At 59.1% G+C, this 26,522-nt stretch carries 21 protein-coding genes; 9 read left to right on the top strand and 12 right to left on the bottom strand.

Translation table 11 applies throughout. The annotated features are described in order from the left end of the window. Positions 1 to 10 precede the first annotated feature (10 nt). Positions 11 to 1,486: an NAD(P)H-hydrate dehydratase gene (locus ACRQ1B_RS06390; RefSeq protein ID WP_432292803.1), complete on the bottom strand. Its 1,476-nt coding sequence runs from the start codon at positions 1,484 to 1,486 to the stop codon at positions 11 to 13. A gap of 329 nt (positions 1,487 to 1,815) precedes the next feature. Between ACRQ1B_RS06390 and ACRQ1B_RS06385 the strand changes: the two genes are divergently transcribed. The 4 genes from ACRQ1B_RS06385 to hspQ all read left to right on the top strand — a co-directional run bounded on the left by ACRQ1B_RS06385 (position 1,816) and on the right by hspQ (position 5,118). Continuing rightward, positions 1,816 to 2,154, top strand: a complete 339-nt coding sequence (locus ACRQ1B_RS06385; RefSeq protein ID WP_006727717.1) for a P-II family nitrogen regulator — start codon at positions 1,816 to 1,818, stop codon at positions 2,152 to 2,154. 60 nt (positions 2,155 to 2,214) lie between these two features. After that, a complete protein-coding gene (gene glnA / locus ACRQ1B_RS06380) occupies positions 2,215 to 3,624 on the top strand; it encodes a type I glutamate--ammonia ligase (RefSeq protein ID WP_432292802.1) in 1,410 nt (469 codons plus the stop codon). A 121-nt stretch (positions 3,625 to 3,745) separates the two neighbouring features. Beyond that, the gene (locus ACRQ1B_RS06375; protein WP_432292801.1) at positions 3,746 to 4,681 is read left to right on the top strand and encodes a DMT family transporter; all 936 of its coding nucleotides are present in this window, start codon (positions 3,746 to 3,748) and stop codon (positions 4,679 to 4,681) included. A gap of 107 nt (positions 4,682 to 4,788) precedes the next feature. After that, the gene (gene hspQ / locus ACRQ1B_RS06370; RefSeq protein WP_432292800.1) at positions 4,789 to 5,118 is read left to right on the top strand and encodes a heat shock protein HspQ; all 330 of its coding nucleotides are present in this window, start codon (positions 4,789 to 4,791) and stop codon (positions 5,116 to 5,118) included. Positions 5,119 to 5,194: 76 nt separating this feature from the next. Here the strand turns inward: hspQ and ACRQ1B_RS06365 are convergent, their stop codons facing one another. The 4 genes from ACRQ1B_RS06365 to ACRQ1B_RS06350 form a co-directional block, all read right to left on the bottom strand. After that, positions 5,195 to 6,214 carry a TAXI family TRAP transporter solute-binding subunit gene (locus tag ACRQ1B_RS06365; protein ID WP_432292799.1) on the bottom strand — a complete coding sequence of 340 codons (1,020 nt, stop codon included), beginning with the start codon at positions 6,212 to 6,214 and terminating at the stop codon, positions 5,195 to 5,197. Between the two features lie 236 nt (positions 6,215 to 6,450). Next, positions 6,451 to 7,479, bottom strand: a complete 1,029-nt coding sequence (locus tag ACRQ1B_RS06360; RefSeq protein WP_432292798.1) for a TAXI family TRAP transporter solute-binding subunit — start codon at positions 7,477 to 7,479, stop codon at positions 6,451 to 6,453. 27 nt (positions 7,480 to 7,506) lie between these two features. Then, a complete protein-coding gene (locus ACRQ1B_RS06355) occupies positions 7,507 to 8,403 on the bottom strand; it encodes a hypothetical protein (protein WP_432292797.1) in 897 nt (298 codons plus the stop codon). Between the two features lie 490 nt (positions 8,404 to 8,893). Next, positions 8,894 to 9,529, bottom strand: a complete 636-nt coding sequence (locus ACRQ1B_RS06350) for an invasion associated locus B family protein (RefSeq protein WP_432292796.1) — start codon at positions 9,527 to 9,529, stop codon at positions 8,894 to 8,896. A 273-nt stretch (positions 9,530 to 9,802) separates the two neighbouring features. Between ACRQ1B_RS06350 and ACRQ1B_RS06345 the strand changes: the two genes are divergently transcribed. From ACRQ1B_RS06345 to ACRQ1B_RS06335, 3 genes are read left to right on the top strand one after another with little or no spacing between them, the layout of a single operon-like run. Beyond that, positions 9,803 to 11,608, top strand: coding sequence for an extracellular solute-binding protein (locus ACRQ1B_RS06345; RefSeq protein WP_432292795.1), 1,806 nt, complete (start codon positions 9,803 to 9,805; stop codon positions 11,606 to 11,608). A 50-nt stretch (positions 11,609 to 11,658) separates the two neighbouring features. Continuing rightward, positions 11,659 to 12,330, top strand: a complete 672-nt coding sequence (locus ACRQ1B_RS06340; RefSeq protein WP_432292794.1) for a DsbA family oxidoreductase — start codon at positions 11,659 to 11,661, stop codon at positions 12,328 to 12,330. 4 nt (positions 12,331 to 12,334) lie between these two features. Then, positions 12,335 to 13,285, top strand: a complete 951-nt coding sequence (locus tag ACRQ1B_RS06335; RefSeq protein WP_432292793.1) for a DMT family transporter — start codon at positions 12,335 to 12,337, stop codon at positions 13,283 to 13,285. Positions 13,286 to 13,339: 54 nt separating this feature from the next. On the opposite strand, the gene mfd is transcribed toward ACRQ1B_RS06335, so the two are convergent. Beyond that, a complete protein-coding gene (gene mfd / locus ACRQ1B_RS06330) occupies positions 13,340 to 16,879 on the bottom strand; it encodes a transcription-repair coupling factor (RefSeq protein ID WP_432292792.1) in 3,540 nt (1,179 codons plus the stop codon). Continuing rightward, the gene (locus tag ACRQ1B_RS06325) at positions 16,876 to 17,205 is read right to left on the bottom strand and encodes a succinate dehydrogenase assembly factor 2 (RefSeq protein ID WP_432292791.1); all 330 of its coding nucleotides are present in this window, start codon (positions 17,203 to 17,205) and stop codon (positions 16,876 to 16,878) included. The genes mfd and ACRQ1B_RS06325 overlap by 4 nt, the downstream gene beginning before the upstream one ends. Positions 17,206 to 17,427: 222 nt before the next feature. Between ACRQ1B_RS06325 and ACRQ1B_RS06320 the strand changes: the two genes are divergently transcribed. Both ACRQ1B_RS06320 and recG read left to right on the top strand, forming a co-directional pair. Then, positions 17,428 to 18,441: an alpha/beta hydrolase family protein gene (locus ACRQ1B_RS06320; RefSeq protein ID WP_432292790.1), complete on the top strand. Its 1,014-nt coding sequence runs from the start codon at positions 17,428 to 17,430 to the stop codon at positions 18,439 to 18,441. A 113-nt stretch (positions 18,442 to 18,554) separates the two neighbouring features. Beyond that, positions 18,555 to 20,660, top strand: coding sequence for an ATP-dependent DNA helicase RecG (gene recG, locus ACRQ1B_RS06315; RefSeq protein WP_432292789.1), 2,106 nt, complete (start codon positions 18,555 to 18,557; stop codon positions 20,658 to 20,660). On the opposite strand, the gene ACRQ1B_RS06310 is transcribed toward recG, so the two are convergent. From ACRQ1B_RS06310 to ACRQ1B_RS06290, 5 genes are all read right to left on the bottom strand, one after another. Further along, the gene (locus ACRQ1B_RS06310; RefSeq protein ID WP_432292788.1) at positions 20,638 to 21,336 is read right to left on the bottom strand and encodes a DUF502 domain-containing protein; all 699 of its coding nucleotides are present in this window, start codon (positions 21,334 to 21,336) and stop codon (positions 20,638 to 20,640) included. The genes recG and ACRQ1B_RS06310 overlap by 23 nt on opposite strands. A gap of 12 nt (positions 21,337 to 21,348) precedes the next feature. Then, positions 21,349 to 21,852, bottom strand: a complete 504-nt coding sequence (locus ACRQ1B_RS06305) for a GNAT family N-acetyltransferase (RefSeq protein ID WP_432292787.1) — start codon at positions 21,850 to 21,852, stop codon at positions 21,349 to 21,351. After that, positions 21,849 to 23,675: a glutamine--fructose-6-phosphate transaminase (isomerizing) gene (gene glmS, locus ACRQ1B_RS06300; protein ID WP_432292786.1), complete on the bottom strand. Its 1,827-nt coding sequence runs from the start codon at positions 23,673 to 23,675 to the stop codon at positions 21,849 to 21,851. Before glmS ends, ACRQ1B_RS06305 begins: the two co-directional genes overlap by 4 nt. A gap of 208 nt (positions 23,676 to 23,883) precedes the next feature. Continuing rightward, entirely contained in the window at positions 23,884 to 25,242 is a 1,359-nt protein-coding gene (glmU, locus tag ACRQ1B_RS06295; RefSeq protein ID WP_432292785.1) for a bifunctional UDP-N-acetylglucosamine diphosphorylase/glucosamine-1-phosphate N-acetyltransferase GlmU, read from the bottom strand. Positions 25,243 to 25,401: 159 nt separating this feature from the next. Next, entirely contained in the window at positions 25,402 to 26,475 is a 1,074-nt protein-coding gene (locus tag ACRQ1B_RS06290; protein ID WP_432292784.1) for a BMP family ABC transporter substrate-binding protein, read from the bottom strand. Between the last annotated feature and the right edge of the window lie 47 nt (positions 26,476 to 26,522).

Below are 26,522 nucleotides of genomic sequence, written 5' to 3'. Positions count from 1 at the left end.
TTATAGACTGTCAGGTGAGGCCAGTATGGGCATGCTCAGCCAGATCTTCGGCCGTCATGCCCGGTCCGGCCTTCAATGCCGCCTCTCCATGGAGATAGACGCCGGCTGCCGCCGCTTCGAATGCGGGGACACCCTGCGCCAAAAATGCGCCGATCATGCCGGCCAGTACGTCGCCGGATCCGGCGGTGGCAAGCCAGGGCGGCGCATTGGCATTGATATAGGCGCGGCCATCCGGCGAGGCGATGACGCTGTCCGCGCCCTTGTAGACGATCACCGCATGGGAACGCTTTGCCGCCACCCTCGCCTTGTCCGCCTTGCCAAGGGTTTCGTCGGCGGCGATATCAGGAAACAGTCGCGCAAATTCGCCCTCATGCGGCGTCAGCACCAGTCGAGTTTCCCCCACAGTGAACGCATCAAATAGAAGGCTAGGGTCGTCCCGGAACGAAGTGATCCCGTCGGCATCCAGCACCAGCGGTTTTTCGGTCAGGGCCGACACAAAATCCATTGCCCGTTCGCCGACTCCAAAGCCGGGGCCGAGCACGCAGGCCGATATTTTTGCAGTATCCAGCCAATTGGTCAGTTCGGCTCGCGTCTCCACCTGCCGCACCATCACCGCCGTCAGGGCGCCGGCAGTGACGGCAATAGCCTCTTGCGGAACCGCCACAGTCACCAGTCCGGCGCCGCATTTCAATCCTGCTGTCGCGGCCAGACGAGCCGCCCCCGTATGAGAAGCGCCACCGGAAAACACGACCAGATGACCGCGTTTGTATTTGTGGGTTTCGCCCGCCAATAACGGCAACCGCGACGCCCAGAGGGATGGGGCGTTTTTCTGGATATCACCCGCATGTGCGGAAAGGATCCGATGCGGAATGCCGATATCGAAAACCTCAACGTCACCGCAGAATGTTCGCCCCGGCATGAGCAGGTGGCCGGGCTTCATGGCCATGAAGGTGATCGTGCGGGCGGCTTGCAGCGCGTTGCCCAACACTTTGCCGCGAAGACCACATATACCGGAAGGCAGATCGACTGCGATGACGGGCAGGCCGGCATCATTGATTCTGGCGACAAGCTGCTGAACATCATCCGACAGATCACGCGACAGACCGGCACCAAAAAGCGCATCGATGATCACATCACCGACGTCGGGGCCGTATTCGTTCAGCGGCCTCGCTTCTATCGGGCTTGTCAATGCGGCACGTCTGGCATCACCCTTTAGAGTCGTCGGCTCTGCCATCTGGAAAACGTCGACAGCAGCGCCAGAGTCGCAGAGAGCACGCGCCGCCACATATCCGTCACCACCGTTATTGCCAGGGCCACATAACACCACGAAACGTCGCGCCTGAGGGTAGTGTCGCAGCGCTGTTGCCGCCACGGCCTGGCCGGCTCTTTCCATGAGGTCGAAGGACTGAATGCCCGATGCGGCCGATGCAGCATCGACGGCGGTCATTTGCTGTGGCGTGAAGATGTGCGTGCTGAGATCGATCATGCCATGATCTCACTCGACTTGTCCGGCGAACACAATCGATATTTTTCGGTTTGGATGGCGCAAAAACGGTCAAATGCACAAAATGACGACAGATGCTGATTTCCGTTTTCACGAATTCATTGGCCAGCGATATCCGGCATCGGCGGATGCGCCATTTGTCGCAACCAAATGCACTCCCTCAGTGCCTAATAATAATGCCCTTGGCTCTCGCCCTCGCCTAAGGCTAGGATATTTAACACGTCGTGGCCCTTGGATTGGCATGATACCTGCTTTATCAAGGCAAAGCGGGGAGTGCCTGCTCTCAGGGAGAAGCGGAGAGATATTTTTTCATGAAGAAGATCGAAGCGATCATTAAGCCCTTCAAGCTCGACGAGGTGAAGGAAGCCCTTCAGGAAGTCGGCCTGCAAGGCATCACCGTGACGGAAGCAAAGGGTTTTGGCCGACAGAAGGGTCATACCGAGCTTTATCGCGGTGCGGAATATGTGGTGGATTTTCTGCCAAAGGTGAAGGTCGAGGTCGTGCTCGCAGACGAGAATGTCGAGGCGGTCATCGATGCCATCCGCAATGCGGCCCAGACTGGACGTATCGGCGACGGCAAGATATTCGTTTCGAACGTGGAAGAAGTGGTCCGTATCCGCACCGGTGAAACCGGCATCGACGCGATCTAAGAACGCCCGGTCCATCCAAGGACCGGCACCTCATCAGTCTCACACCCAAGGAAAGATCCCATGACGACCGCAAGCGACATCATGAAACAGATCAAGGAAAACGACGTCAAGTTCGTGGACCTGCGCTTTACCGATCCCAAGGGCAAGCTGCAGCACGTCACCATGGACGTTGTCGCCGTGGACGAAGACATGTTCGCCGATGGCGTCATGTTCGACGGTTCCTCGATCGGCGGCTGGAAGGCCATCAACGAGTCGGACATGGTGCTGATGCCCGATCCGGCGACCGTCCACATGGACCCGTTCTTCGCGCAGTCGACCATGGTCGTCATCTGCGACATTCTCGATCCGGTTTCCGGCGAAGCCTATAACCGCGATCCGCGCGGCACCGCCAAGAAGGCCGAAGCCTATCTGAAGGCGTCCGGCGTGGGTGACACGGTTTACGTCGGCCCCGAGCCGGAATTTTTCGTGTTCGACGACGTCAAATACAAGGCCGATCCTTATAACACCGGCTTCAAGCTCGACTCGTCGGAACTGCCGTCCAACGACGATACCGACTACGAAACCGGCAACCTCGGCCACCGTCCGCGCGTAAAAGGCGGCTATTTCCCGGTTCCGCCGATCGACAGCCTGCAGGACATGCGTTCCGAAATGCTGACGGTTCTGTCGGAAATGGGCGTGGTCGTTGAAAAGCATCACCACGAAGTCGCCGCCGCTCAGCACGAGCTGGGCGTGAAGTTCGACACGCTGGTGCGCAACGCCGACAAGATCCAGATCTACAAGTATGTCGTCCATCAGGTCGCCAATGCCTATGGCAAGACGGCAACCTTCATGCCGAAGCCGATCTTTGGCGATAACGGTTCGGGCATGCACGTACACCAGTCGATCTGGAAGGACGGCAAGCCGACCTTCGCCGGCGACGAATATGCCGGCCTGTCGGAAAGCTGCCTGCATTACATCGGCGGCATCATCAAGCATGCGAAGGCCATCAACGCCTTCACCAACCCGACGACCAACTCCTACAAGCGTCTGGTTCCGGGTTATGAAGCGCCGGTCCTGCTGGCTTATTCGGCACGCAACCGCTCGGCCTCCTGCCGCATTCCGTTCGGCACCGGTCCGAAGTCGAAGCGCGTCGAAGTCCGTTTCCCGGATCCGCTGGCGAACCCGTATCTGGCCTTCGCCGCCATGCTGATGGCCGGCCTCGATGGCATCAAGAACAAGATCCATCCGGGCAAGGCCATGGACAAGGATCTCTACGATCTGCCGCCGAAGGAACTGAAGAAGATCCCGACCGTCTGCGCGTCGCTGCGTGAAGCGCTCGAAAACCTCGATCGTGACCGCAAGTTCCTGACCGCCGGCGGCGTCTTCGATGACGACCAGATCGACGCCTATATCGAACTGAAGATGGTCGAAGTGATGCGTTACGAAATGACGCCTCATCCGGTCGAGTTCGACATGTATTATTCGGCCTGATCCGCCGGACCCAATAACGCATGCGGTTTTGGCCGCATGCCGGAAACGGCGGGATTTTTCATCCCGCCGTTTTTCGTTTTATGCATTCACAACATCCCATCAATTCATTTTCCGGTGCAGCATGCCCGACCAGACAAAGCCCAATGCGGCCCGGCCGCTCGACTGGGTCATTTTTGCTCTCGTTCCTTTTTTCTTTTCCACCAACATCATTTTCGGCCGCGGCATCATTGGCGATGTCGCCCCTTATACGACCGCCTTCCTGCGCTGGACTGGTTCGACGCTGGTTACCCTGCCCTTCATCCTGGCCGACCGTAGCGCCGCCTGGTTTTTTGTCAGCCGCCATTTCTGGCTCTGGCTGGTGCTGGGTGCTCTTGGCATGGGCATTTGCGGCGGCGTGGTCTACTGGTCGCTGAACTACACGACGGCTGCCAATGGCACGCTGATCTACACGACCTCGTCGCTGTTCATCATCCTCTTCCAATGGATGTTTGCCGGTCGCGGCATTGGCGCGCGTGAACTGGCGGGCATGGCCATCGCCTTTGCCGGCGTCATTGTCATCGTCTTGCGCGGCGACCTTTCCGCGCTGCTGCATCTTGATTTCAATATCGGCGATTTCGGCATTCTGATCGCGGCCATTTCATTCGCCATCTACTCGATCCTGCTGCGCCAACCGGCGCTGCAGAAGCTGAAGCCGCTGTCGCTGTTCGGCATCATCGCGCTGTCCGGCGCCCTCGTGCTGCTTCCGCCCACCATCTATGAAATAGTAACCGGCGGCCCGATGCCGGATGAACCCATGGACTGGGCCAAGATCGCCGGCATGGTAGCCTTTGCCTCGCTAGCGGCATTCTATTGTTTCCAGCAGACGGTGCGCGTCTTTGGTCCGGCCCAAGCCGGCGTCACGCTATACCTGATGCCGCCGGTATCGATCGTCATGGCGATCGTCTTCCTCGGTGAGAGCTTTGCCGCCTATCACGCGGCCGGCATTCTGCTCGTCGTTGGCGGCGTCGTGCTGGCCACGATGCCAAGCAAGGGAGCAAACAAGGGGAAAGCGAAGTAGAGGCCAAAGAATTTCCACATTTTCGGGAGCCTTTTACCAGCTCGGGCATTGCCCTTGTAGCGTGGGAACGGAGTGACCACATAATGTTGCGAAAGGAAGTTCGCGCCATGAAACAACGCAACGCAAAATTCACCATCGGCGAAGTCGTTCGCCACAAGGTTTTCCCGTTCCGGGGCGTCGTGTTCGATGTGGATGCCGAATTCGCCAACTCCGAAGAATGGTGGAACGCGATACCGGCAGATATCCGCCCCGACAGGGATCAGCCCTTCTATCACCTGCTCGCTGAAAACGACGAGCAGGAATATGTGGCCTACGTCTCGGAACAGAACCTCGTGCATGATGATAGCGAGCAGCCGCTGCGCAGTGACAATGTTCTGCGTATCTTCGACAGAGCGCCCTCAGGGGAACTGAGGCCGAAGTCGATACTCGCTCACTGAGCTTTGACGCAATATGACAATTGAAAAAGGGCGCCGCGCGGCGCCCTTTCTTGTTATCTGCCACACTCGGCAATCGTCAGTGTTTCAGACGTTCACCCAGCAGATTGAGATAGTCCTGATTTTCGCTGGTCGTTGCCTGGCTGCAGGAGACTTTGTAATTCGGATCCAGTCCCTTGCGGACGCACATGCCGATTTCCCAGCCTTTGGGAACCTCGGTCAGATCGACATCTTTCCATTTCGGATGCCCGCTCTGTCGCAGTTTGTCGATATTGTCGACGATCAGACTGGTGACATCGGCCACCGCCTTGCAGGATGTATTGTAATAGGCATTTTTGCCCGTCCCGTATTCGTAGGTCATCAGCAGCGTCTTCACGGACACCGTCTGCACGGCGGTCTTCTGATAGGGATAGGTGCCTGCCGGAATGGTGACGGACTTGTAGCTTGCCCGCAGCAATTCGTCGGTAATCGGCACAAGATGAAACGTGTTATCGATCCGCTTGTCGGCCAAAGCCTCAACCGGGGCGCCGGCAACGCGAATAATCGCGTCGATCTCGCCCTGCCGCAAAAGTTCGATCATTTCGTCGGTTGAACCGGTCACCCGCTCCGCGACCGGGATACGCAGGATGTCGAACATCAGCTGCGATGTCAGGTAAGCGGTACTATCCTTTTCGCCGACACCGATGCGTTTTCCGCGAAGGTCCTGCAGGTTGTCGATACCGGCGGGTGCGACCACGTGCACCTCCGCATCAAACAGCGGCAGCATGATGCGCATGCCCTGGACGGCATCCTTGACGTCCTTGTTTTCGGTCTTGTAGCTGTTCAGATAGTTCAGCAGATCACCGTCGACGATGCCGAACTGCGTGTTGTGACGGTTGCGGACACCAAAGAAGCTCTCGAGCGCACCTTTCGATGCAACAACGCTCAGCGGCATGCCGCATCGATCACCGAGGCCGGCAATGTCCTCGGCGATGAGGCCTTGGGTTGAACCTGCTCCGGCGGCCATGATGTGGCGTTCGGTTTCCTGCGCCGAAGCGACATTGGCGCCGAAAACGCCTAGGGTCGTGAGAGCGATGACGTTGAGTACCGAGAACTTCATAATCTTTCCTGATCTGCTGAACTGTCGAGCAATGTCTATTGAGCTTTGAATGCATATTTCGCGGCACGCCGGACGAGATCGTCCACCATGGCGCCAAGAATTCCGGGGCGTGCGCGGCAGTGTTTGTCTCGGCAACAAACAGGAACTCAATCTGAAACTTGAGCCCTCCCGCCTGAGAAAGGCCGGCGCCCCTTCTCGGAGCCCCGGCCTTTTGTGTCGGTGGTTTGGACCGCGGGTTACCGCTGTCTCAGCCGTTGCTGCAGCAGGTCGAGATATTGCTGGTTATCCGCATTGTTGGCCTGCTGGGCACAGGTCACCTCATAGGTCGGCTCCAGCCCCTTGCGCACGCAAGCACCGACTTCCCAACCCTTGGGGATTTCCGTCAGGTTGAGCGTCTTCCATTTCGGATGATGGCCAACGCGTCGCAACTCATCGAGATTACCGACAATCAGGTTGGTGAAATCAGCCACCGCCTTACAGGAATTCTTGTAATAGGCGTTTTTCTCCGAGCCATATTCGTAGGTCATCAGCAGCGTCTTGCTGGCAATGGTGCGGATCGGTTCCCTTTGGAAGGAATACGTGCCGGCGGGCAGCGTTACCGCCTTGTAGCTCGCGTGCAGCACGTCGTCGGTGATCGGCACCATGTGGAACGAGTTGTCCAGGCGTCCGTCGGTAAACATCGGCATCGGCGCGTTGCCCACCTTGAGAAGTGCATCGATTTCGCCCTGACGCAGCAACTCGATCATTTCGTCGGCCGAGCCTGCAACGCGTTCGGCCACCTGAATGCGCAAAATGTCGAGAATGAGCTGTGAGGTCAGATAGGCCGTGCCATCCTTCTGGCCGACGCCCAGCCGCTTGCCGCGGAGGTCCTGCAGGCTGTTGATGCCGGCGCGCGCCACGACATGAACCTCGGCGTCATACAGCGGCAGCATGATGCGCATGCCTTGAATGGCCTGACGCACATCGTCGTTGCTGCCGCGGTAGGCCGAAAGGTAATTGAGAATGTCGCTGTCGACGATACCGAACTGCGTGTTGTGGCGGTTTCTGACGCCGAAGAAGTTTTCAAGCGAACCGTGTGAATCGACGACATTCAGCGGAAGACCGCATTTGTTGCCCAATTCGGCAATGTCGCGCGCAATCATCGTCTGACTGCCGCCTTCCATGGATGCCATGATGTTGCGGTCAGCTTCCTGCGCCCGGGCAAAACCCGGCAACAGGCTGCCAATCACAGCCAAGGCAAACAGATTGAGTGCACCAAATTTCAAGACTTTCCCCCTTCTTGACGTGTCAGATCAGCAATCGCTATCGAGATCCCTAACAAGATTGCGCAATGGTACGACCGGCACCGGATTGCCGAAGACCTTTTCGAGGCTGACAGTTACGCACGCGCCAGACACGAGTTCCTGTTTCAGGCCATTCCGCTGTGAAGCCGAAAGCGTATCGAGGCCGGTCGCCCTGCCGAGCGCGGTTTCAACTTCGGACTCCCTGCGCGGCGATCTGCCAGACTGACTGCTCGCGGTTTGCACACCGACATCTTCGTCTTCATCCCGGCGATCGGACAATGCTGCACTGCGGCTTGCCGTATCTTCGATGATACGTTGCAAGGCGATCGAATCGTCACTTGCACGATCGCTGCGTTGAGCAGCCTGTGGAGCGGATGGCGTTGCGGGCTGGCTGGCAGATTGGCTGGCAAAGGCTTGCGTCGACGCTGGGGCCACATATGACAGCGGTGACTGATCCTGCTGTTCTGAATTCGAAACGGCAACGGTGGTGGCCGGCTTACGCGCTGTGGCAGCCTCAGCCTGCTGCATCTGATCGAGTTCGGTGGTCTTTTGCGCGACTGCCTGCTCCGCCTGCTGGCGGCGACGCGTCTCATTGCTCACCTGATCGCGAAGCGCTTCAACCTGCATCTGCAGTTCTGCTGCCTTGGCGGCCGTATCGCGCGCCTCCTCTTCCCACCGGCTTTTTTCGGCGGCAAGCCGGCTGTCATTGCCGCTACTTGCATTCACGGCCGGAGCCGGGATCGCCAGCGCCGGTGTATCCGATGTCGGCTGGCTGAAAAAGCTGGCGACTGCAGCGCCTGCGATAAACGCAACCGGCACGGCAAGGCTCCAGGTAATCGCACTGAATCCCATAAAGCGGCCGGAACCGCCTTCAATTTCGTCTACTTCATCCCAACGAGTACGCAACTGCAGAACCCTTTTCTAATCGGGCCGTCTTCTACCGATATGTTACTTATTCAACAACTTCTAATTTCCGCAAATACGGCCAAAAGACTTACTAAGCGTAAACAAGGTTAGCGCGTCCCTCTTGGTTGAGGGAAACTTGAAGTAAAGTCAGTAAAAATACGGAAACTCTTCGCGGATTGGTGATGTGAACTAAGGCGAAACATCTTTTGGTTGCTATTAACATTGGAATAACGATCACCAGGTTGACGCTACTATGTTTCTCTTGCGGGTCAAACGGACTTTTCTGTGGCTTTGTGATGAAGGGTCGCAGTTTCCCAAAAGAAAGCCCGGATTTTGATCTGCCCGGATGTCATGGCCTCGCGCAGAGTGCGCGGAGATGGCGGTAACGCCAGTGTGGCTCGTCCGTCGCTGCATCAACGAAAAAGGGGACGCCCTTGTCAGGCGTCCCCTTCATCGATCTCAAATTTCAGCGCCGAAAGGCGTGAAAGGATTACTGACCCTGCTTGGCCGCGTTCTGCGCGTCCTCGAGCTTCTTGCGGGTTTCTTCAGCCTTTTTCTGCATGCCTTCCTGCAGCGAACGCTGGCTTTCGGCAACCTGCGATTCAGAGATCGCCGGGCCATCGTAAACGCCGGTGAAGCCAGCAAGCGTGATCTTGATCGGGTTCGGCGCGCGGCGGAAGTTAACCGAGGTGAAGACCACTTCCGTACCCTTCTTCAGGGCGGCAAGGTTGGCGTCCGTCAGCGGCGCTTCGGCGATGCACTTGTCGGGCAGGCAGACGGTGTAATCCATCTTCTGGCCCTTGCCGCCATCGATCTGCATGGTGATGCCCGGGGGCAGCAGGCGTGCGGTCGGAACCGAAACCTGCATGATCTTGCGGGTTTCCTTGCCCTGAAGGGTCATCAGGCCAACGGCGGTGATGAGCTGGCCGTTCTGGGCGAGCTGGACGTTCTGGACGACGCACAGGTCGTTTTCGCCCTGCTTGGCGCAGGTCTTGTACCACTGGCCCGGAGCCGGACCTGCCGGTGCTGCCTGCTGTGCGGAAGCGGCGAAAGGCGCTGCAGCCGTACCGACCGTCAGAGCCAGAGCCGACAGGGCCCGCGTAATCTTGAGTGCGTTGAGAGTCATAACGAAATCCGTCTCCTGAAATCCGTCCGAGAGCGACGAAGCCGCTCGATATCGGGTTGTCTTCCTGCGTTCACCTGTCGGTCAAATGAGGCATTTGAATGACCCCCCGCGTTGAGCAATCTGTTACATCGCGGTTACGACGATATCCAGTGCCTCAAGGAATTTTCTTCGTATCAACCTTTATTTCCGCGGGGTTTGATTTGGTTTTCGCCGCATCCTTGGTCTATTTTGCGCAGAATCATAAAGCATAATCTTCGAATGGAATCCGCCCATATGCGCAGACCGTCAGCCTTACTTCTAGTCTTCTTGGCAGCCGGCGCAGCAGGAGCGGAACCGCTTCACGGCATTGCCATGCATGGCGAGCCTGCGCTCAGGGCCGATTATACACATTTCCCTTACGTCAATCCAAACGTGAAAAAGGGCGGACGCATCACTTATGGTGTCGTCGGCACGTTCGACAGCCTCAATGCATTCAATCTGAAAAGCATCCGCACCACTGCGCGCGGCATCTGGGATCCGGAATTCGGCAATCTCATTTACGAATCACTGATGACCCGCTCCGCCGATGAGCCTTTCACGCTTTATGGTTTTTTGGCCGAAAGCGTCGAATGGGATGATGACCGTACTTTCGTGCAGTTCAACCTGAACCCCAAGGCAAGATGGTCGGACGGCCAACCGGTCACGCAGGACGACGTCATCTTCTCCTTCGAAGTGCTGCGCGACAAGGGTCGTATTCCCTTCTCGCAACGCCTGAGTTCGGTGGAAAAGATGGAGAAGGTCGGCGAGCACGGTGTTCGTTTCACCTTCAACGACAAGGCGACGCGCGAAACACCGCTTATTCTGGCCACTGCCACGCCGATCCTGCCCAAGCATGCGATCGATGTGGATACGTTCGAACAGTCGACGCTGAAACCGCCTATCGGTTCTGGTCCCTATCGCATCAAGTCGGTCTCGCCGGGCGAACGGATCGTTTATGAGCGCAATCCGGACTATTGGGGCAAGGACATCGCGTCAAAGGTCGGTTTCGACAATTATGACCAGATCACAGTGGAATATTTCCTGCAGGACAACACGCTGTTCGAAGCGTTCAAAAAAGGCGCGATCGACCTTTATCCCGACGGTAGCCCCACCCATTGGACCCGTGCTTACAATTTTCCGGCCGTGACCAATGGCAATATCGTCAAGGACGCGGTTCAGCCGAAGCTGCCTACCGGCATGCTCGGTTTTGTCTTTAATGTGCGCCGACCGCTATTTGCCGATGTCCGGGTCCGAGCCGCCCTGTCGCTCGCCTTCGATTTCGAGTGGGCCAACAAGAACCTTTTTGATGGCGCCTATACGCGCACCGAAAGTTTCTGGCAAAATTCCTCGCTCTCGGCGCTCGGCAACCCGGCCGAGGAACGGGAGCTGGCGCTTCTGGGCAAGGCCAAGGATCGGATCGAACCGGACATCTTGGACGGCACCTACCGTCTGCCCAAGACTGATGGCACTGGCGGTGACCGGAAAGTGTTGAAAAAAGCCGTCGATCTGTTGCGCGATGCCGGATACACGATCCGCAATCGCCGCATGGTCGACAAGAAAGGCCGCCAGCTGGCCTTCGAAGTGATGACGCAGACGCAGGACCAGGAAAAGCTGGCGATCGCCTATCAGCGCAGCCTGCGGCTGATCGGTGTCTCGATGACCATCCGCACGGTCGATGATTCGCAATACCAGAGCCGCTCCGGCACGTTCGACTACGACATGATCGTCAAATCCTACCCATCATCCCTGTCTCCGGGTATCGAGCAGGTAGGGCGCTGGGGATCTGTCGCGGCGAAGGCACAAGGCAGCTTCAATTATGCAGGCACGGCCGATCCCGATCTCGACCGTATCATGGATGCCATGCGGCTTGCCCGCGACCGCGCGGATTTTCAGGCGTCGGTGCGTGCTTTTGATCGGCTGCTTCTATCCGGCCATTATGTTGTGCCGCTCTATCACGTGCCGCAAAAATGGGTGGCGCGCTGGAAACGCATCGATCGACCGCAGACCCTGCCTCTCTATGGCCACCAGTTTTCCGCCTGGTGGGATGCCCGCGTACAATAACGAAATCCTGCCGCGCCTCCCAAGCGGCTGTCTGACATAAGGAGTTCCGCATGGAACGGCTCACTATCGACCTCGTCTCGGATGTCGTCTGCCCATGGTGTTATCTCGGCAAGGCGCGTCTGGAACTCGCCATTGCCGAAGTCCAGGATGAAGTCGGTATCGACATCAACTGGCGCCCCTACCAGCTTAACCCCGACATTCCGGCCGAGGGTGTCGATCACCACGCATATCTGGCGGAAAAGCTGGGCGGAGAAGACGCTGTTAAACAGGCGCATGAGCGCCTGACGGCGTTCGGTAAGGACGTCGGCATCAATTTCGATTTCGCCGCCATCACGATCGGCCCGAATACGCTGGATGCGCACCGCCTGATGCACTGGGCGATGATGGAAGGCCGCGAAATTCAGGACACGGTGGCGACCGCGCTCTTTAAGGCCAATTTCGAGCAGGGCAGAAATGTCGGCGATCATGCCGTGCTGCTCGACATCGCTGAAAAATCGGGCCTCGATGTAAAGGTCATCGAAAACCTGCTCAAGTCCGATGCCGACAAGGACACGGTTCACGCCGAAATTGCTGCCGCCAAGGACATGGGCGTCAGCGGCGTGCCCTTTTTTATCATCGACCAGCAATATGCTGTGAGCGGCGCCCAGACACCGGATGTGCTCGCCAATGCATTCCGCGAAATTGCGGCAGCGAAAACCGAAGCGCGCAAAGGCATGAATTAACACCATGGCCACCGTCTCCACCGACCATGCTCTCAAGGGCGTTCTGATTGCCTTTGCATCCTTTGCCGCCTTTGCTTTCAGCGATGCCAGCGTCAAATTGCTGGAAGGCACGCTCAGCCCCTATCAGGCCTCGTTCCTCGGGGCCATTTTTGGCGCCATCGCCCTGCCCTTCATCATGAAGTCCGGCGACCGCTGGACCGATATCTTTGCCACCACCAACCGTCCACTCTGGATTTTGCGTTTTGCAGCCCAGGCCGGCGGCACGATCGGCAGTGTCACCGCCTTCACCCATCTGTCGATGGCGGAAGCCTTTGCGCTCATCTTCCTGCTGCCGTCCTTCGTCACCATCATGTCGGTGCTTTTTCTCAAGGAGAAGGTCGGTTTCCGCCGCTGGGGTGCCGTCATCATTGGTTTCGTCGGCGTTATGATCGTTCTGCGTCCGGGCTTTCGCGAGCTTTCGATCGGCCATCTCGGTGCCGTTTTCGGCGGCTTGAGCGGCGCCATCTCGATCGTCATCTTTCGCGCCATGGGACCGTCGGAAAAGAACATCTCGCTTTATGGTGCAGGCGTTCTCGGCACGCTGACCGTCTGCGGCGCGCTCGCCATCCCCGGTTTCCAGGTGCCGACGATGATGCAATGGGTCTGGCTTGCCGGTTACGGCGGTTTTGCCGCCATCGCCGCCATCCTGCTGATGTATGCCGCGGCCTATGCCCCCGCCACCCTGATCGGCCCGACCCAGTATAGCCAGATGTTGTGGGCTGTTCTGTTCGGTTATCTCGTCTTCGGCGACCATATCGACCTGCCGATGATGATCGGCATCCTGCTGATCGTCGGCTCAGGTCTGATGACGCTGGTGCGCGAACGCGTGCGCGGCACACCATTGCCGCCCTCGATCGGCACCGATGCTCAGGCCGCGGCGGTGATCGCACCGGAAGAGCCGAGCGAACAGAAATAGAGGGAAATACAGCCGAAACGAAAAATCCCCGGGTCGCAAAACCCGGGGATTTTTTTATGCCTTCGCCAGTTCCGCCATCTGCCCCATCACCTGTGCGGCGGTCACCAGCCGCTTTTCCGGCGTCGGCAAATCACGGGTCAGGAACACGCTGTGGTCCGGCCTGATCTTGGCCATCGTACCCTGTTTGGCAATGAAGCCGACGAGGTTGGCCGGGTTCGGGAACTGCTTGTCGCGGAACTGCAACACGATGCCCTTCGGCCCTGCATCCACCTTTTCCACATTGGCCTTGCGGCAGAGCGACTTGATGTAGACGACCTTCAACAGGTTCTGCACTTCCTTCGGCATCGGCCCGAAACGGTCCACCATTTCGGCGCCGAAACCGTCGATTTCGGCCAGCTCCGTCAGTTCCCCGAGGCGGCGATAGAGGCCCATTCGCAGATGCAGATCCGGCACATAATCTTCCGGGATCATCACGGTAATGCCGACGGAAATCTGCGGCGACCAGCCAGTGTCAGTGATCTCGTCATCGCCCTTCACCTCGGCCACGGCCTCCTCCAGCATCTGCTGGTAAAGCTCGAAACCGACTTCCTTGATATGGCCCGACTGTTCTTCGCCGAGCAGGTTGCCCGCGCCACGGATATCGAGATCGTGGCTCGCCAGCTGGAAACCGGCGCCGAGTGTGTCGAGCGACTGCAGAACCTTCAAGCGGCGTTCGGCCATCGTGGTCAGCTGCTTGTTGACCGGCAGCGTGAACAGCGCAAACGCCCTCACCTTGGAGCGACCGACACGGCCGCGCAGCTGGTAAAGCTGAGCCAGACCGAACATGTCGGCGCGGTGCACGATCAACGTATTGGCGGTCGGAACGTCGAGGCCGGATTCGACGATGGTCGTGGACAAAAGCACATCATATTTGCCATCATAGAAGGCATTCATGATGTCTTCTAGATCACCCGCCGCCATCTGGCCATGCGCCACGGCCACCTTCAGTTCCGGCACGTCGGAGCGCAAAAAGGCCTCGATTTCCGGCAGATCGGCCAGACGCGGGCAGACATAAAAACTCTGCCCGCCACGATAATGCTCGCGCATGAGAGTTTCGCGGATGACCAGCGGATCGAAGGGCGAGATGAAGGTTCGCACCGCCATGCGGTCCACCGGCGGCGTGGTGATCAACGACAGTTCGCGCACACCGGTCATGGCAAGCTGCAGCGTGCGCGGGATCGGCGTTGCCGACAGCGTCAGCACATGCACGTCGCTTTTCAGCTCCTTCAGGCGCTCCTTGTGCTTGACGCCAAAATGCTGCTCCTCGTCGATGATGAGAAGCGCCAGATTGGCGAACTGGATGCCGGCGCCGAGCAGCGCATGCGTGCCGACGACGATATCGACCTTGCCGTCTGCGACATCCTTCTTCGTCTGCGCCAGTTCCTTTGCGGTGACGAGACGCGAGGCCTGCGCCAGCTTGATCGGCAGGCCGCGAAAACGCTCGGTAAACGTCTTGTAATGCTGGCGTGCCAAGAGCGTGGTCGGCACGACAACGGCCACCTGCGCCCCGTTCATGGCGGCAAAAAAGGCAGCGCGCAAAGCCACTTCCGTCTTGCCGAAACCCACGTCGCCGCAAACGAGGCGATCCATCGGACGACCGGCGGCGAGATCCTCGCGCACGGATTCGATGGCGGTTTCCTGATCCTCGGTCTCGTCATAGGGAAAACGCGCCGCGAATTCGTCGTAAAGCCCTTCCGGCGTCGCCAGAACCGGCGCACGGCGGGTGATGCGGGTGGCGGCGATGCGGATCAGCGCATCGGCCATATCAAGCAGGCGTTTTTTCAGCTTGGCCTTGCGGGCCTGCCACGCGCCGCCGCCGAGCTTGTCGAGCGTGGCTTCCGCAGCATCCGAACCATAACGCGACAGGATGTCGATGTTTTCGACCGGCAGGAACAGTTTGGCCGCATCGGCATAATGCAGTTCCAGACAGGCGCGCGGCGCACCGGCTGCCTCGATGGTGACGAGGCCGACAAACTTGCCGATGCCGTGTTCGGCATGCACGACCAGCGAACCTTCGTCGAGGCCGGCGACTTCCGTGAGGAAATCCGCTCCGCGCTTGCGGCGCTTGCCCCGGCGCACCATGCGGTCGCCCAGAATATCCTGCTCGCCGATGACGACGAGATCACCCGTTTCGAAACCGGCTTCCAGGCTCATCACGGCGGCAGCCGCCTCGCCTTTCTCCAATTTCTTGAGATCGTCGAGCTTTTCGATCTGGCGAATGCGCTTCAGGCCACGCTCGTCCAGCACCTGCAACAGGCGATCCAGCGAACCGGCAGACCAGCCGGTGACCAGTACCTTGTCGCCTTCGGCGCGCTTGTCGGCGATATGCTTGACGACGAGGTCAAAAACATTGGCACGACCTCTTTCGCCATCTTCGCCCCGTTCCTGCGTTTCCGTCTGCGTCTCGGCCTGGCTTTTCGCCCAACGCGGTCCGGCATGGGCATCGAGTGCGATGACCTTGCGGCCCTCGGCATCCATCTCGTTGAACGGCGTCAGGCGGATGGCGCCCGCTTCATCGAGACCGGCGGAAAAACTCTTGCCGTCGAGATAAAGCTGGCCGGGAGAAACGGGCTTGTACGGCGTGGATTGAACTGCCGCCCCTTTGCCCTTGCCCTGAATACCGCTGTCGCGGCGGGCCTCAAAATAATCGATCACCAGCTTGGAGCGTTCGGTTGCCGCCTCACGCGCCGTATGATCGGTGACGATACTAAAACCCTTCAAATAATCGAAAGCGGTTTCCAGCCGTTCGTAAAACAGCGGCAGCCAATGTTCCATGCCGGCATAACGGCGGCCCTCGGACACGGCCTGATACAGCGCGTCATCACGATTGGCGGCGCCGAACAGCGATAGGTAGTTCTTTCGGAACCGGCTGATCGTATCGGGCGTCAGTGTCACCTCGCTCATCGGGTTGAGGTCGAGTGACCGCGCTTGCCCCGTTGTGCGCTGGCTGGCCGGATCGAACGAGCGGATGCTCTCCAGCGTGTCGCCAAAAAAGTCGAGGCGCACCGGTTCTTCCGTCCCCGGAACGAACACATCGAGAATGCCGCCGCGCACCGCAAACTCACCGACTTCCCGCACGGTCGAGACTCGGTCGAAACCATTGCGCTCCAACCGCGCGGCAATGTCGTCCATTCGGATCTGGTTGCCAGGTTTTGCCGAAAAGGCGAGGCTTTCGATCACATCCGCCGGCGCGATCTTCTGCATCATCGCATTGACGGTGACCAGCACGATGGCCGGATGCGCCTTTTTGGCGTGACTGATCAGGCCGGACAAAGCGGCCAGACGACGCGCCGATGTGTCGGCGCTCGGCGATACGCGGTCGTAAGGCAGACAGTCCCAGGCAGGCAAAGTCAGCACCGGGATTTCCGGCGCGACAAAACCCAGCATCTGTTCGAGATCGGCCATGCGTTGGCCATCCGAGATGACATAGGCAACCGGCTGACCTGCCCGCGCCATCTCTGCCAGAACCAGCGGCTCTATGCCTGCCGGCACATTGCCGATAATCAGGGGTGTAGAACCGGCGGCAATCTTTTTGGCGTCAAAACCGGAAATCATCGAAACCCGTCACCCTTCGCATTGAGGCTTTCCCGCGTCACCACATCGAAATCCGGACGATAGGAGGCAAGGCGTTCGAACAGAGGCGTGCGATATCGTTCCGGAACCGGAACGGCCCCGGTAATCCAGCTGTTCAGGTCGGCATCTTCCTCGCCCATGATGATCTCGAACGCGTCGAGTTCGGTATCGGAGAGCGTGGAAATCTGCTCTTCGGCGAACTGCCCGAAAACGAGATCCATCTCGCGAATGCCGCGATGCCAGCAGCGATAGAGGATACGCCGGCGGCGCGGGTCGAGATCAGCGCTGGTGCGCGTCAGTCCAGTCATGTCGGAAACCTTCGTGTTGCGCGCTCTCTATAGAACATGCGCTGGAATGGTGGAAACCGCTTTTTCCGGAAAATCGGCTCAATGGATGGTGAGGTAACGACCCGCCGGCCTCACTTTCGACAAAGCGTCCGCGGGCCGCAGCGAAATAGGTTGTGTCACCCTCAATTTATGATTCATTGTCACCTTGGTGCTATTTCAGTCCTTGTGTGCCGGGAGGTTTCCTTGTTGCGCTTTTTGTTTCTGGTATTCATTCCATTCTTATTGGCCTCTGCCGCTTCCGCTGAACAGGTGTTCTCCGCAAAGACTTACGCGGCCGGGATTTCCAAGATCACTGTTTCCAGTCCGGATGGATCGTTCGATACGATGATCTGGTATCCTACGTCAGTTGCGGAGAGGGCATGGCAGGCAGGCCCGTTTACGGTTTCGGCCACACGTGACGCTCCACTGGCAGAAACCCATCGATTTCCGGTGGTTCTCTTCTCGCATGGCAGCGGCGGCGCGCCGCTCGGCCATCGTGATCTCGCCGCCATGTTGGCCCGTGCCGGATATATTGTAGTCGCGCCTGTTCATGTCGGTGATGCGGCAGGACATCCCAGACAGCCGAACCAGCCGAAGGTTTTGGCCTCACGTCCTCGTCAAGCCATCGCCGCTTTGAACACGGTCCTGAAAGACGCCCGTTTCGCGCCGCATGTGAATGCCGAACGGATCGGTATGATCGGTTATTCCGCTGGCGGATATACGGCGCTTGTTCTGGCTGGCGCCCAGCCAAATTTTCAGAAGGCTCTTGCCTATTGCGCCAAAGATGGACGTGAGGATGTCGGCTCCTGCAGGCCCGGCAATAACGACGTGCAACAGGGCGAAACGGTTCCCGTTGCTGTCAATACAATGCCGCAGCACGACTTTCGCCTGAAAGCACTGGTGCTGATGGACCCGCTGAGCTTCCTGTTCGATCAGGCCGGTCTCGCCTCCGTGACCATGCCGACACTGCTGATACGCCCGCAGGATGACGCTTTTCTGCGCGCCAGCGCCAACGCGCAGGCACTTGCACAAAATCTGCCGATCCGACCTGAAGAAATGGTCGTGCCGGGCAGGCATTTCGTGTTTATCGATCCCTGCCCGTTGGCTCTTCGCGAGGAAGCACCTCTGATTTGCGTCGATGCGGCGACGATCGACCGTGGCGCGATCCACGTGCAGATCGAGCATCAGGTCCGGACGTTTCTCGATACGCATCTGTGAGACGCAAACAGGCCATCACCCGGCATACGCGGCTGCCCCGCGACATTGAAATGCATCGATAAACTTGCCCACGGCCATTGCCAATTCTGCCCTCACGTCGCATGTATCGGAACATGCGTCCCGCCGTGCTTGATCCTCTATTTTCACCCGTTTCCGCGCTCACCGGCGTCGGACCAAAACTTGCCGACATGATCGCCAAGGTCACCGGTCGCGAGGATGCCGACGACTGCCGTGTCGTCGATCTGCTCTTCCATGCGCCTTTTTCGCTGATCGACCGCCGCAACCGGCCGGGCATTGCGCTGGCGCCGCAGGGTGCCATCGTCACCATCGAAGGCCGGGTCGACCGCCACATGCCGCCACCGGCGCGCACCAACCAGCCCTATCGCGTCTTCCTGCATGATGAGACCGGTGAACTGGCGCTGACCTTTTTCCGCGCCAAGGGCAACTGGCTGGAAAAGACGCTGCCGATCGATGAACAGGTGATGGTCAGCGGCAAGGTCGACTGGTTCAACGGACGCGCCTCGATGATCCATCCGGATTTCATGGTCAAAGTGTCGGATGCGGAGAATCTGCCGCTGGTGGAGCCGGTCTATCCGCTGACGGCCGGCCTGTCGCCCAAAACGCTGCGCAAGGCGATCGAAAACGCCGTCGCGCGCCTGCCGGAGCTGGCCGAATGGATCGACCTCACCCTCACGCAGCGTCAGGGTTTTCCATCCGTTTCGGATGCGTTTCGAGACCTGCACGATCCGCGTGATGCCACCGATATCGACCCGCAGGCACCGGCACGCCGCCGTCTGGCCTATGACGAGTTTCTCGCCGGCCAAGTGTCGCTGGCGCTGGTGCGCCAGAAAATTCGCAAAGTGCCTGGCGTGCCGATCCGGGTGAAGGGTGACGTGGCTGCCAAGATCATCGCCGCCCTGCCATTTTCCCTCACCGCCAGCCAGAAAAGCGCCGTCGATGACATCCTGAAAGACATGGCCGGCGAGGATCGCATGCTGCGGCTTTTGCAGGGCGATGTCGGTGCCGGCAAGACGCTGGTCGCACTTCTGTCCATGGCGGCAGCGGTCGAAAGTGGCGGACAGGCAGTGCTGATGGCGCCGACCGAAATTCTCGCCCGCCAGCATTTTGCAACGATCGCGAAACTGGCGGACGCCGCCGGGATCACGGTCGATATTTTGACGGGCCGCACCAAGGGCAAGGAACGCGAGGCGATCGCTGAGCGTATCGCATCCGGCGAGGCGCAGATCGTCATCGGCACGCATGCGCTGTTTCAGGATACGATCAGCTACCACAATCTGGCGCTGGCCGTGGTCGATGAGCAGCATCGTTTCGGGGTGCATCAGCGCCTGCGGCTGACGTCGAAAGGCATCTCGCCGCATATGCTGGTGATGACGGCAACGCCGATCCCGCGCACGCTCGTGCTCGCCGCCTTCGGTGACATGGACGTGTCAAAACTCACGGAAAAACCGGCGGGCCGCAAACCGATCCAGACCGTGACGGTGCCGACCGAACGGATCGGCGACATTGTCGGCCGGCTGAGAAGCGCCGTAGCCGAAGGTAAAAAAGCCTACTGGATATGCCCGCTCGTGGAAGAATCCGATGTGGTGGAACTGATGTCGGCGGAAGAGCGATATGCCGTTCTCGCCCGTGAACTCGGCGCAAAAAACGTTGGCCTCGTGCATGGCCGCATGTCGGGCGCCGAAAAGGACGCCGTCATGGCCGCCTTCAAGAATGGCGAAATCCGCCTTCTCGTCGCCACCACCGTGGTCGAGGTCGGCGTCGATGTGCCGGATGCAACGATCATGGTTATCGAACATGCCGAACGTTTCGGCCTTGCGCAGCTGCACCAGTTGCGTGGTCGTGTCGGCCGTGGTGCCGATGCCTCCACCTGCATCCTGCTCTACAAAGGGCCGCTCAGCGAAACCGGGCATGCAAGGCTTTCGATCCTGCGCGACAGCGAGGACGGTTTTCTGATCGCTGAGGAAGATCTGAAACTGCGCGGCGAAGGCGAGCTTTTGGGCACGCGCCAGTCAGGCACGCCCGGTTTCAAGCTCGCCAGCCTGGCAGCCCATGCCGATCTGCTGGAAATCGCCCGCAAGGATGCGAGCTATCTGCTGGAAAAGGACCCGGATCTGACCAGCGAACGCGGTCAGGCCATGCGGGTGCTGCTTTATCTGCACCGCCGCGACGAGGCGATCAGGTTTTTGCGGGCGGGATAGGCGCGGCCAGAACCGGGATATCCGGCGTCTTCGGCGTCCAGTCGGGCGCGATCAGGCCGCCCGAAATCAGCAGGCGCGCGCCCTCTTCCGGTGTCATGTCCAACATGACGATCTTGCTTTTGGGCACGAACATCAGGAAACCCGCAGTCGGCACCGGCGTCGGCGGCAGGAACACGCCGACCATTTCCTCGCCATCGCTGTTCAGCCGGGCGGCAATTTCGCCCTGCGCGTCACCGGCGATAAAAACCAGCGCCCATGTGCCGGGGCTCGGAAACTCGATCAGCCCGCATTTCTTGAACGAGGTCGACTGCTCCTTCAGCACGGTCTCAAAGATCTGCTTGAGGCTTTTGTAGAGCGTGCGCACCAGCGGCATGCGATGCAGCACCGACTCCCCAAAATTGACGATCGAACGGCCGATCAGGTTCTTGCCGAGAAAACCGATCATGGTGATCAGGATGACGGCGATCAGCAGACCTGTGCCCGGAATGGTAACGTCGAAATAATATTGCGGATTGTAGCGCTGCGGGATGTAGGGCGTCACCCAACTATCGGCCCAATCGATGAAGGTGAAGGTCAGCCAGATGGTGATGGCCAGAGGCGCACAGATGATCAGGCCGGTAAGAAAGTTGTTTCTCAGCCGACCGGCCAGCGACAGTTTTTCGAGGGGATCGGTCATAAAAGCCTGATTTTATGCTGCGTCGACGCCAAAGGCGGAATGGAAGGAAACAATGCCGGATGGCACCTGCCCCCGCAAGGGCAGCGCCATCAAATATTCCGGAGGCAGGCCGGGACAGATGAGGCCTGTGTCGGAAAGTAAGCCAAAACGGCGGTAATAAGCCGGCTCACCGAGCACGACGCAGCCGGCCGCATCGAGATTTTTGATCGCCTCCAGGCCATCACGAATCAGGCGGGCTCCAATGCCCTGCCCCTGATGCTCCGGCAGAACGGAAACCGGTCCGAGCGCATACCAGTCGCCCTCACCGCTTGAAAACGTCACCGGCGAAAAGGCGACATGGCCGATGACCACGCCATCTATCCCTGCCACCAGCGAAACTGTCAGCGCACCGGCCTCTCGCAAACGCGCGATGATGGCAGGTTCGCTGCCATCACTATGCGGCACGCCGGCAAAAGCTTCCGCGGTGACGGCGGCAATCGCCGCCGCGTCACCCGGTTGCTCGGCGCGAAAAATCACTCGACGGTGACCGATTTTGCCAGATTGCGCGGCTGGTCGACGTCCGTGCCCATGAAGACGGCCGTGTGATAGGCGAGCAGCTGGATCGGCAGGGCATAGATCATCGGCGAAATCACTTCATCGACTTCCGGCAGCACGATGGTTGCCATGGTCGGAAGCTTGGTGGCGGCTGCACCCTTTTCATCGGTGATGAAGATGATCTTGCCACCGCGCGCCGCCACTTCCTGCATGTTCGACACCGTCTTGTCGAAGAAGCGGTCGTAAGGGGCGATGACGATGACCGGCATATGCTCGTCGATCAGCGCGATCGGGCCATGCTTGAGTTCACCGGCGGCATAACCTTCGGCGTGGATATAGGAAATTTCCTTCAGCTTCAGCGCGCCTTCCAGCGCCAGCGGATAGCTGGTGCCGCGGCCGAGATACAGCACATCCTTGAAGCGCGACAGATCACGCGACAGGCTTTCGATCTGCGGCTGCACGGCGTTGAGCACCCGGCTCATGATGCGCGGCATCTCGATCAGGTGGCCGATCATTTCCTTTTCCGCCGCCGCATCGATCGTGCCGCGCGCACGGGCAGCACCGATGGCAAGCGAAGCCAGAACCGCCAGCTGGCAGGTAAAGGCCTTGGTGGAGGCGACACCGATTTCCGGGCCGGCAAGGATCGGGAAGACCGCATCGGATTCCCGCGCAATTGTCGATTCCTGCACGTTGACGATGGCGCCGATTTTCAGCCCCTGATCCTTGGCATACCGCAGAGAGGCGAGCGTATCGGCTGTCTCGCCGGACTGCGAGATGAACAGGGCCGCCTGCGTCGGCGACAGCGGCAGTTCGCGGTAACGGAATTCCGAGGCGACATCGATTTCGACCGGCAGGCGCGCATAACGCTCGAACCAGTATTTGCCGACGAGGCCGGCGAGATAGGCCGTGCCGCAGGCAGAAATGGCAAGTCCGGACAATTTGGCAAAATCGATCGTGCCGGCCTGTGGCTTCAGCGTGTTGGCGGCGAAATCAACGTAATGGCCGAGCGCATGCGAAATGATTTCCGGCTGCTCGTAGATTTCCTTTTCCATGAAGTGGCGATGGTTGCCCTTGTCCACCACATAGGCCGCCGCCTGGGAAATCTGGCTCTGGCGTTTTACCGGCTTGCCGGAATAGTCGGTGACATCGAGCTTGTCATGGGTGATGACGGCAAAATCGCCATCGACCAGATAGGTGATTTCGTTGGTGAACGGTGACAGTGCAATCGCGTCCGAACCCAAAAACATCTCGCCACGACCGTGTCCGATCGCCAGCGGCGGTCCGAAACGGGCCGACAGAATGGTGTCCGGCGCATCCCTGAACATCACCACCAGCGCATAGGCGCCGTGCACGCGGTTCAGCATTTTCAGCATGGCGGCGCGATGGTCGAGGCCTTCGCGGGTGTATTTGGCCAGAAGATGCGCAACGACTTCTGTATCCGTCTGGCTTTCGAACACGGCGCCTTCGGCCACCAGTTCGTCCTTCAGTTCGGAAAAATTCTCGATGATGCCGTTATGGACGACGGCGACGCCATCGACAAAATGCGGATGTGCATTCGGCACGTTCGGCACGCCATGGGTGGCCCAGCGGGTATGCGCGATGCCGATATTGCCCGGCAGCGGCTCGCCGTCGAGCGCCTTTTCGAGGTTGAACAGCTTTCCTTCGGCGCGGCGGCGATCCATCACGCCGTCATGGATGGTGGCGACACCGGCCGAATCGTAGCCGCGGTATTCGAGCCTGCGCAGCGCATCGACCAGACGCTCTGCCACCGGGCCTTTTCCGACGATCCCGACAATTCCACACATGTACGCTTTTCCCGTTTGGTTAGATCCGAGCGAATACCTAGCCGATCCAGTAACTTACGCAATCCGGTAGACGGTCACTTTCAATGTCTGACCGTAACGCTCCACCGTTAACATTTAGAAACATGTAAAGAGCGAGTTTAAACACCCCAAAAAGAAAGGGAGCGCGGTATTCCGCACTCCCTTTCAGCTTAACGTTTTGACGGTTTAGTTACTTGCCGCTGCGGGCCTTCTTGAGCGCCAGCGCACGTTCGCGGATAAGCTTGGCACGCTCAGGCTTCACCTCCTGACGGGCGCGGCCGAATGCCAACGCTTCGGCAGGCACATCGTCGGTAATGACGCTACCGGAAGCGATATAGGCGCCGTCGCCGATCCTCACCGGAGCCACCAGCGACGAGTTTGAGCCGATAAAGGCATCCGCGCCGATACGGGTCTCGTGTTTGTTCACACCATCATAGTTACAGGTGATGGTACCGGCGCCGATATTGGTATGCGCGCCGACAAAGGCATCGCCGATATACGTCAGGTGGTTGACCTTGGCGCCCTCGCCGATCTCGGCCTTTTTGACCTCGCAGAAATTGCCGACCTTGGAGCCAGCACCGAGATTGGCGCCCGGACGCAGGCGCGCATAAGGACCGACCGTCGCACCAGCAGAGACATGCGCCCCTTCCAGATGCGAAAACGCATGGATGATCGCGCCGCCTTCGACAGTGACACCGGGTCCAAAGACAACATTCGGCTCGATCAGTGCATCCTGACCGATCTCGGTATCGAAGGAGAGAAACACTGTTTCCGGCGCAATCATCGTCACGCCAGAGACCATGATCTCGTGGCGGCGGCGCTCCTGCCAGAGTTTTTCGATATAGGCGAGTTCAGCGCGGTTGTTGCAGCCGGTCAGTTCGCTTTCCGGCGCATCGACGGCGACGACCTTGCCCCCGGCGGCGCGGGCGATCTCGACCAGATCGGTCAGATAATATTCGCCCTTGGCGTTCTTGTTGTCGATCCTGTCGAGCAGCTCCAGCGCCTTGGCGCCATTGATCGCCATCAGGCCGCTATTGCACCAGGTGACCCTGCGTTCCTCGTCGGTCGCATCCTTTTCCTCGCGGATGGCGATCAGTTCGCCATTTTCCACCAGCAGACGGCCGTAACCGGTTGGCTTGTCGGTGTGGAAACCGATGACGACGATATCGGCGCCTTCAGCAAGCTTTTCACGGGCTGCGGCAAAGGGTACGGGTGTGATCAGCGGCACGTCGCCATAGGCCACGACCACATCGTCATAACCCTTGGCAATCGCTTCGCGCGCCGCCAGCACGGCATGGCCGGTACCGAGGCGCTCAGTCTGCAAAAAGCTCGATGTGGTGATTCCGCCAATCTGCGCCGCCTTTTCGACCTTTTCGGCGTCGCGTCCGAGAACCAGCGCCGCATCGCCCATGCCGGCACCGACGATTGCCTGCATGACATGCGCGATCATCGGTCGGCCGGCGACCGGATGCAGCACTTTCGACATCGACGATTTCATGCGGGTGCTGTCGCCTGCGGCGAGGATCACGGCCAGACATGTGCGGCTCATCGGCGAAAACTCCTTGGGTCAATCCTGATCGTTATTTAACGGCAGGATGATTGAAACGCTATGAACGGCTTTTATCGGGCAAAAACAAAAAGGGCACCCCTTGTGGCGTGCCCTTTTCACAGTTCGTTATTTCAGCGGCTCAAAGCCGACCAGATCGCCTCACTTCGGCAGCTGGTCGTCCACACCTTCGACATAAAAATTCATGCCGAGCAGAACGCCGTCCTCGGCCTTTTCGCCGGCCTTCAGCCATTCAGAACCGTCCTGCTTCTTGATCGGGCCGGTGAACGGATGCAGTTCGCCCGACTTGATCTTGGCTTCGGTCTCCTCGGCCATCGCCTTCACGTCATCCGGCATGTTGGTATAGGGCGCCATGGTCAGAATGCCGTCCTTCAGGCCGTCCCAGATCTGTTCCGACTTCCACGTGCCGTCCAGCATCGCCTTGGTGCGCTTGATGTAATACGGACCCCAGGTGTCGACAATCGCCGTCAGCTGCGTCTTCGGGCCGGCCGCGATCATGTCGGATGCCTGACCGAAGGCCATGATGCCGCGCTCGGCAGCAACCTGGATAGGCGCGGTCGTGTCGGTGTGCTGCGTCAGGATGTCGACGCCCTGGTCGACCAGCGCCTTGGCAGCGTCGGCTTCCTTGCCCGGATCAGCCCAGGTATTGGCCCATACGACCTTGATCTTGAAATCCGGGTTGATCGACTTCGCGCCCAGTTCGAACGCGTTAATGCCCATCACCACTTCCGGGATCGGGAAGGAGGCGATGTAGCCGGCAAGGCCCTTCTTCGACATTTTTGCCGCGATCTGACCCTGGATGTAACGGCCTTCGTAGAAGCGCGAGTTGTAGGTGGCGATGTTTTCAGCCGCCTTGAAGCCGGTGGCGTGCTCGAACTTCACCTTCGGGAACTTTGCCGCAACCTTGACGGTGGCATCCATGAAGCCGAACGAGGTCGTGTAGATCATCGCGCAGTTCGAACGGGCCATGCGCTCGATGGCGCGTTCGGCATCCGGGCCTTCCGGCACGTTTTCGAGAAAGGCGGTCTCGATCTTGTCGCCCATCGCCTTTTCCAGCGCCATGCGGCCGATGTCATGCGCCTGCGTCCAGCCGCCATCGCTCTTCGGACCGACATAGATGAAACATACCTTGGACTTTTCCTGCGCCTGGGCAGCGCCGGACATGCCACCGAGAACGGCAGCAGACGCAGCAAGTGCGATGATCAGCTTCTTCATTTTCAACCCCTGTTGGCTTGAAGTGTTTGTTCGTTTGTTATTGCGCG

This window comes from Endobacterium panacihumi, from assembly GCF_050847465.1.
GTDB lineage: Bacteria > Pseudomonadota > Alphaproteobacteria > Rhizobiales > Rhizobiaceae > Neorhizobium > Neorhizobium panacihumi.
This window is presented reverse-complemented; position numbering and strand designations above follow the sequence as displayed.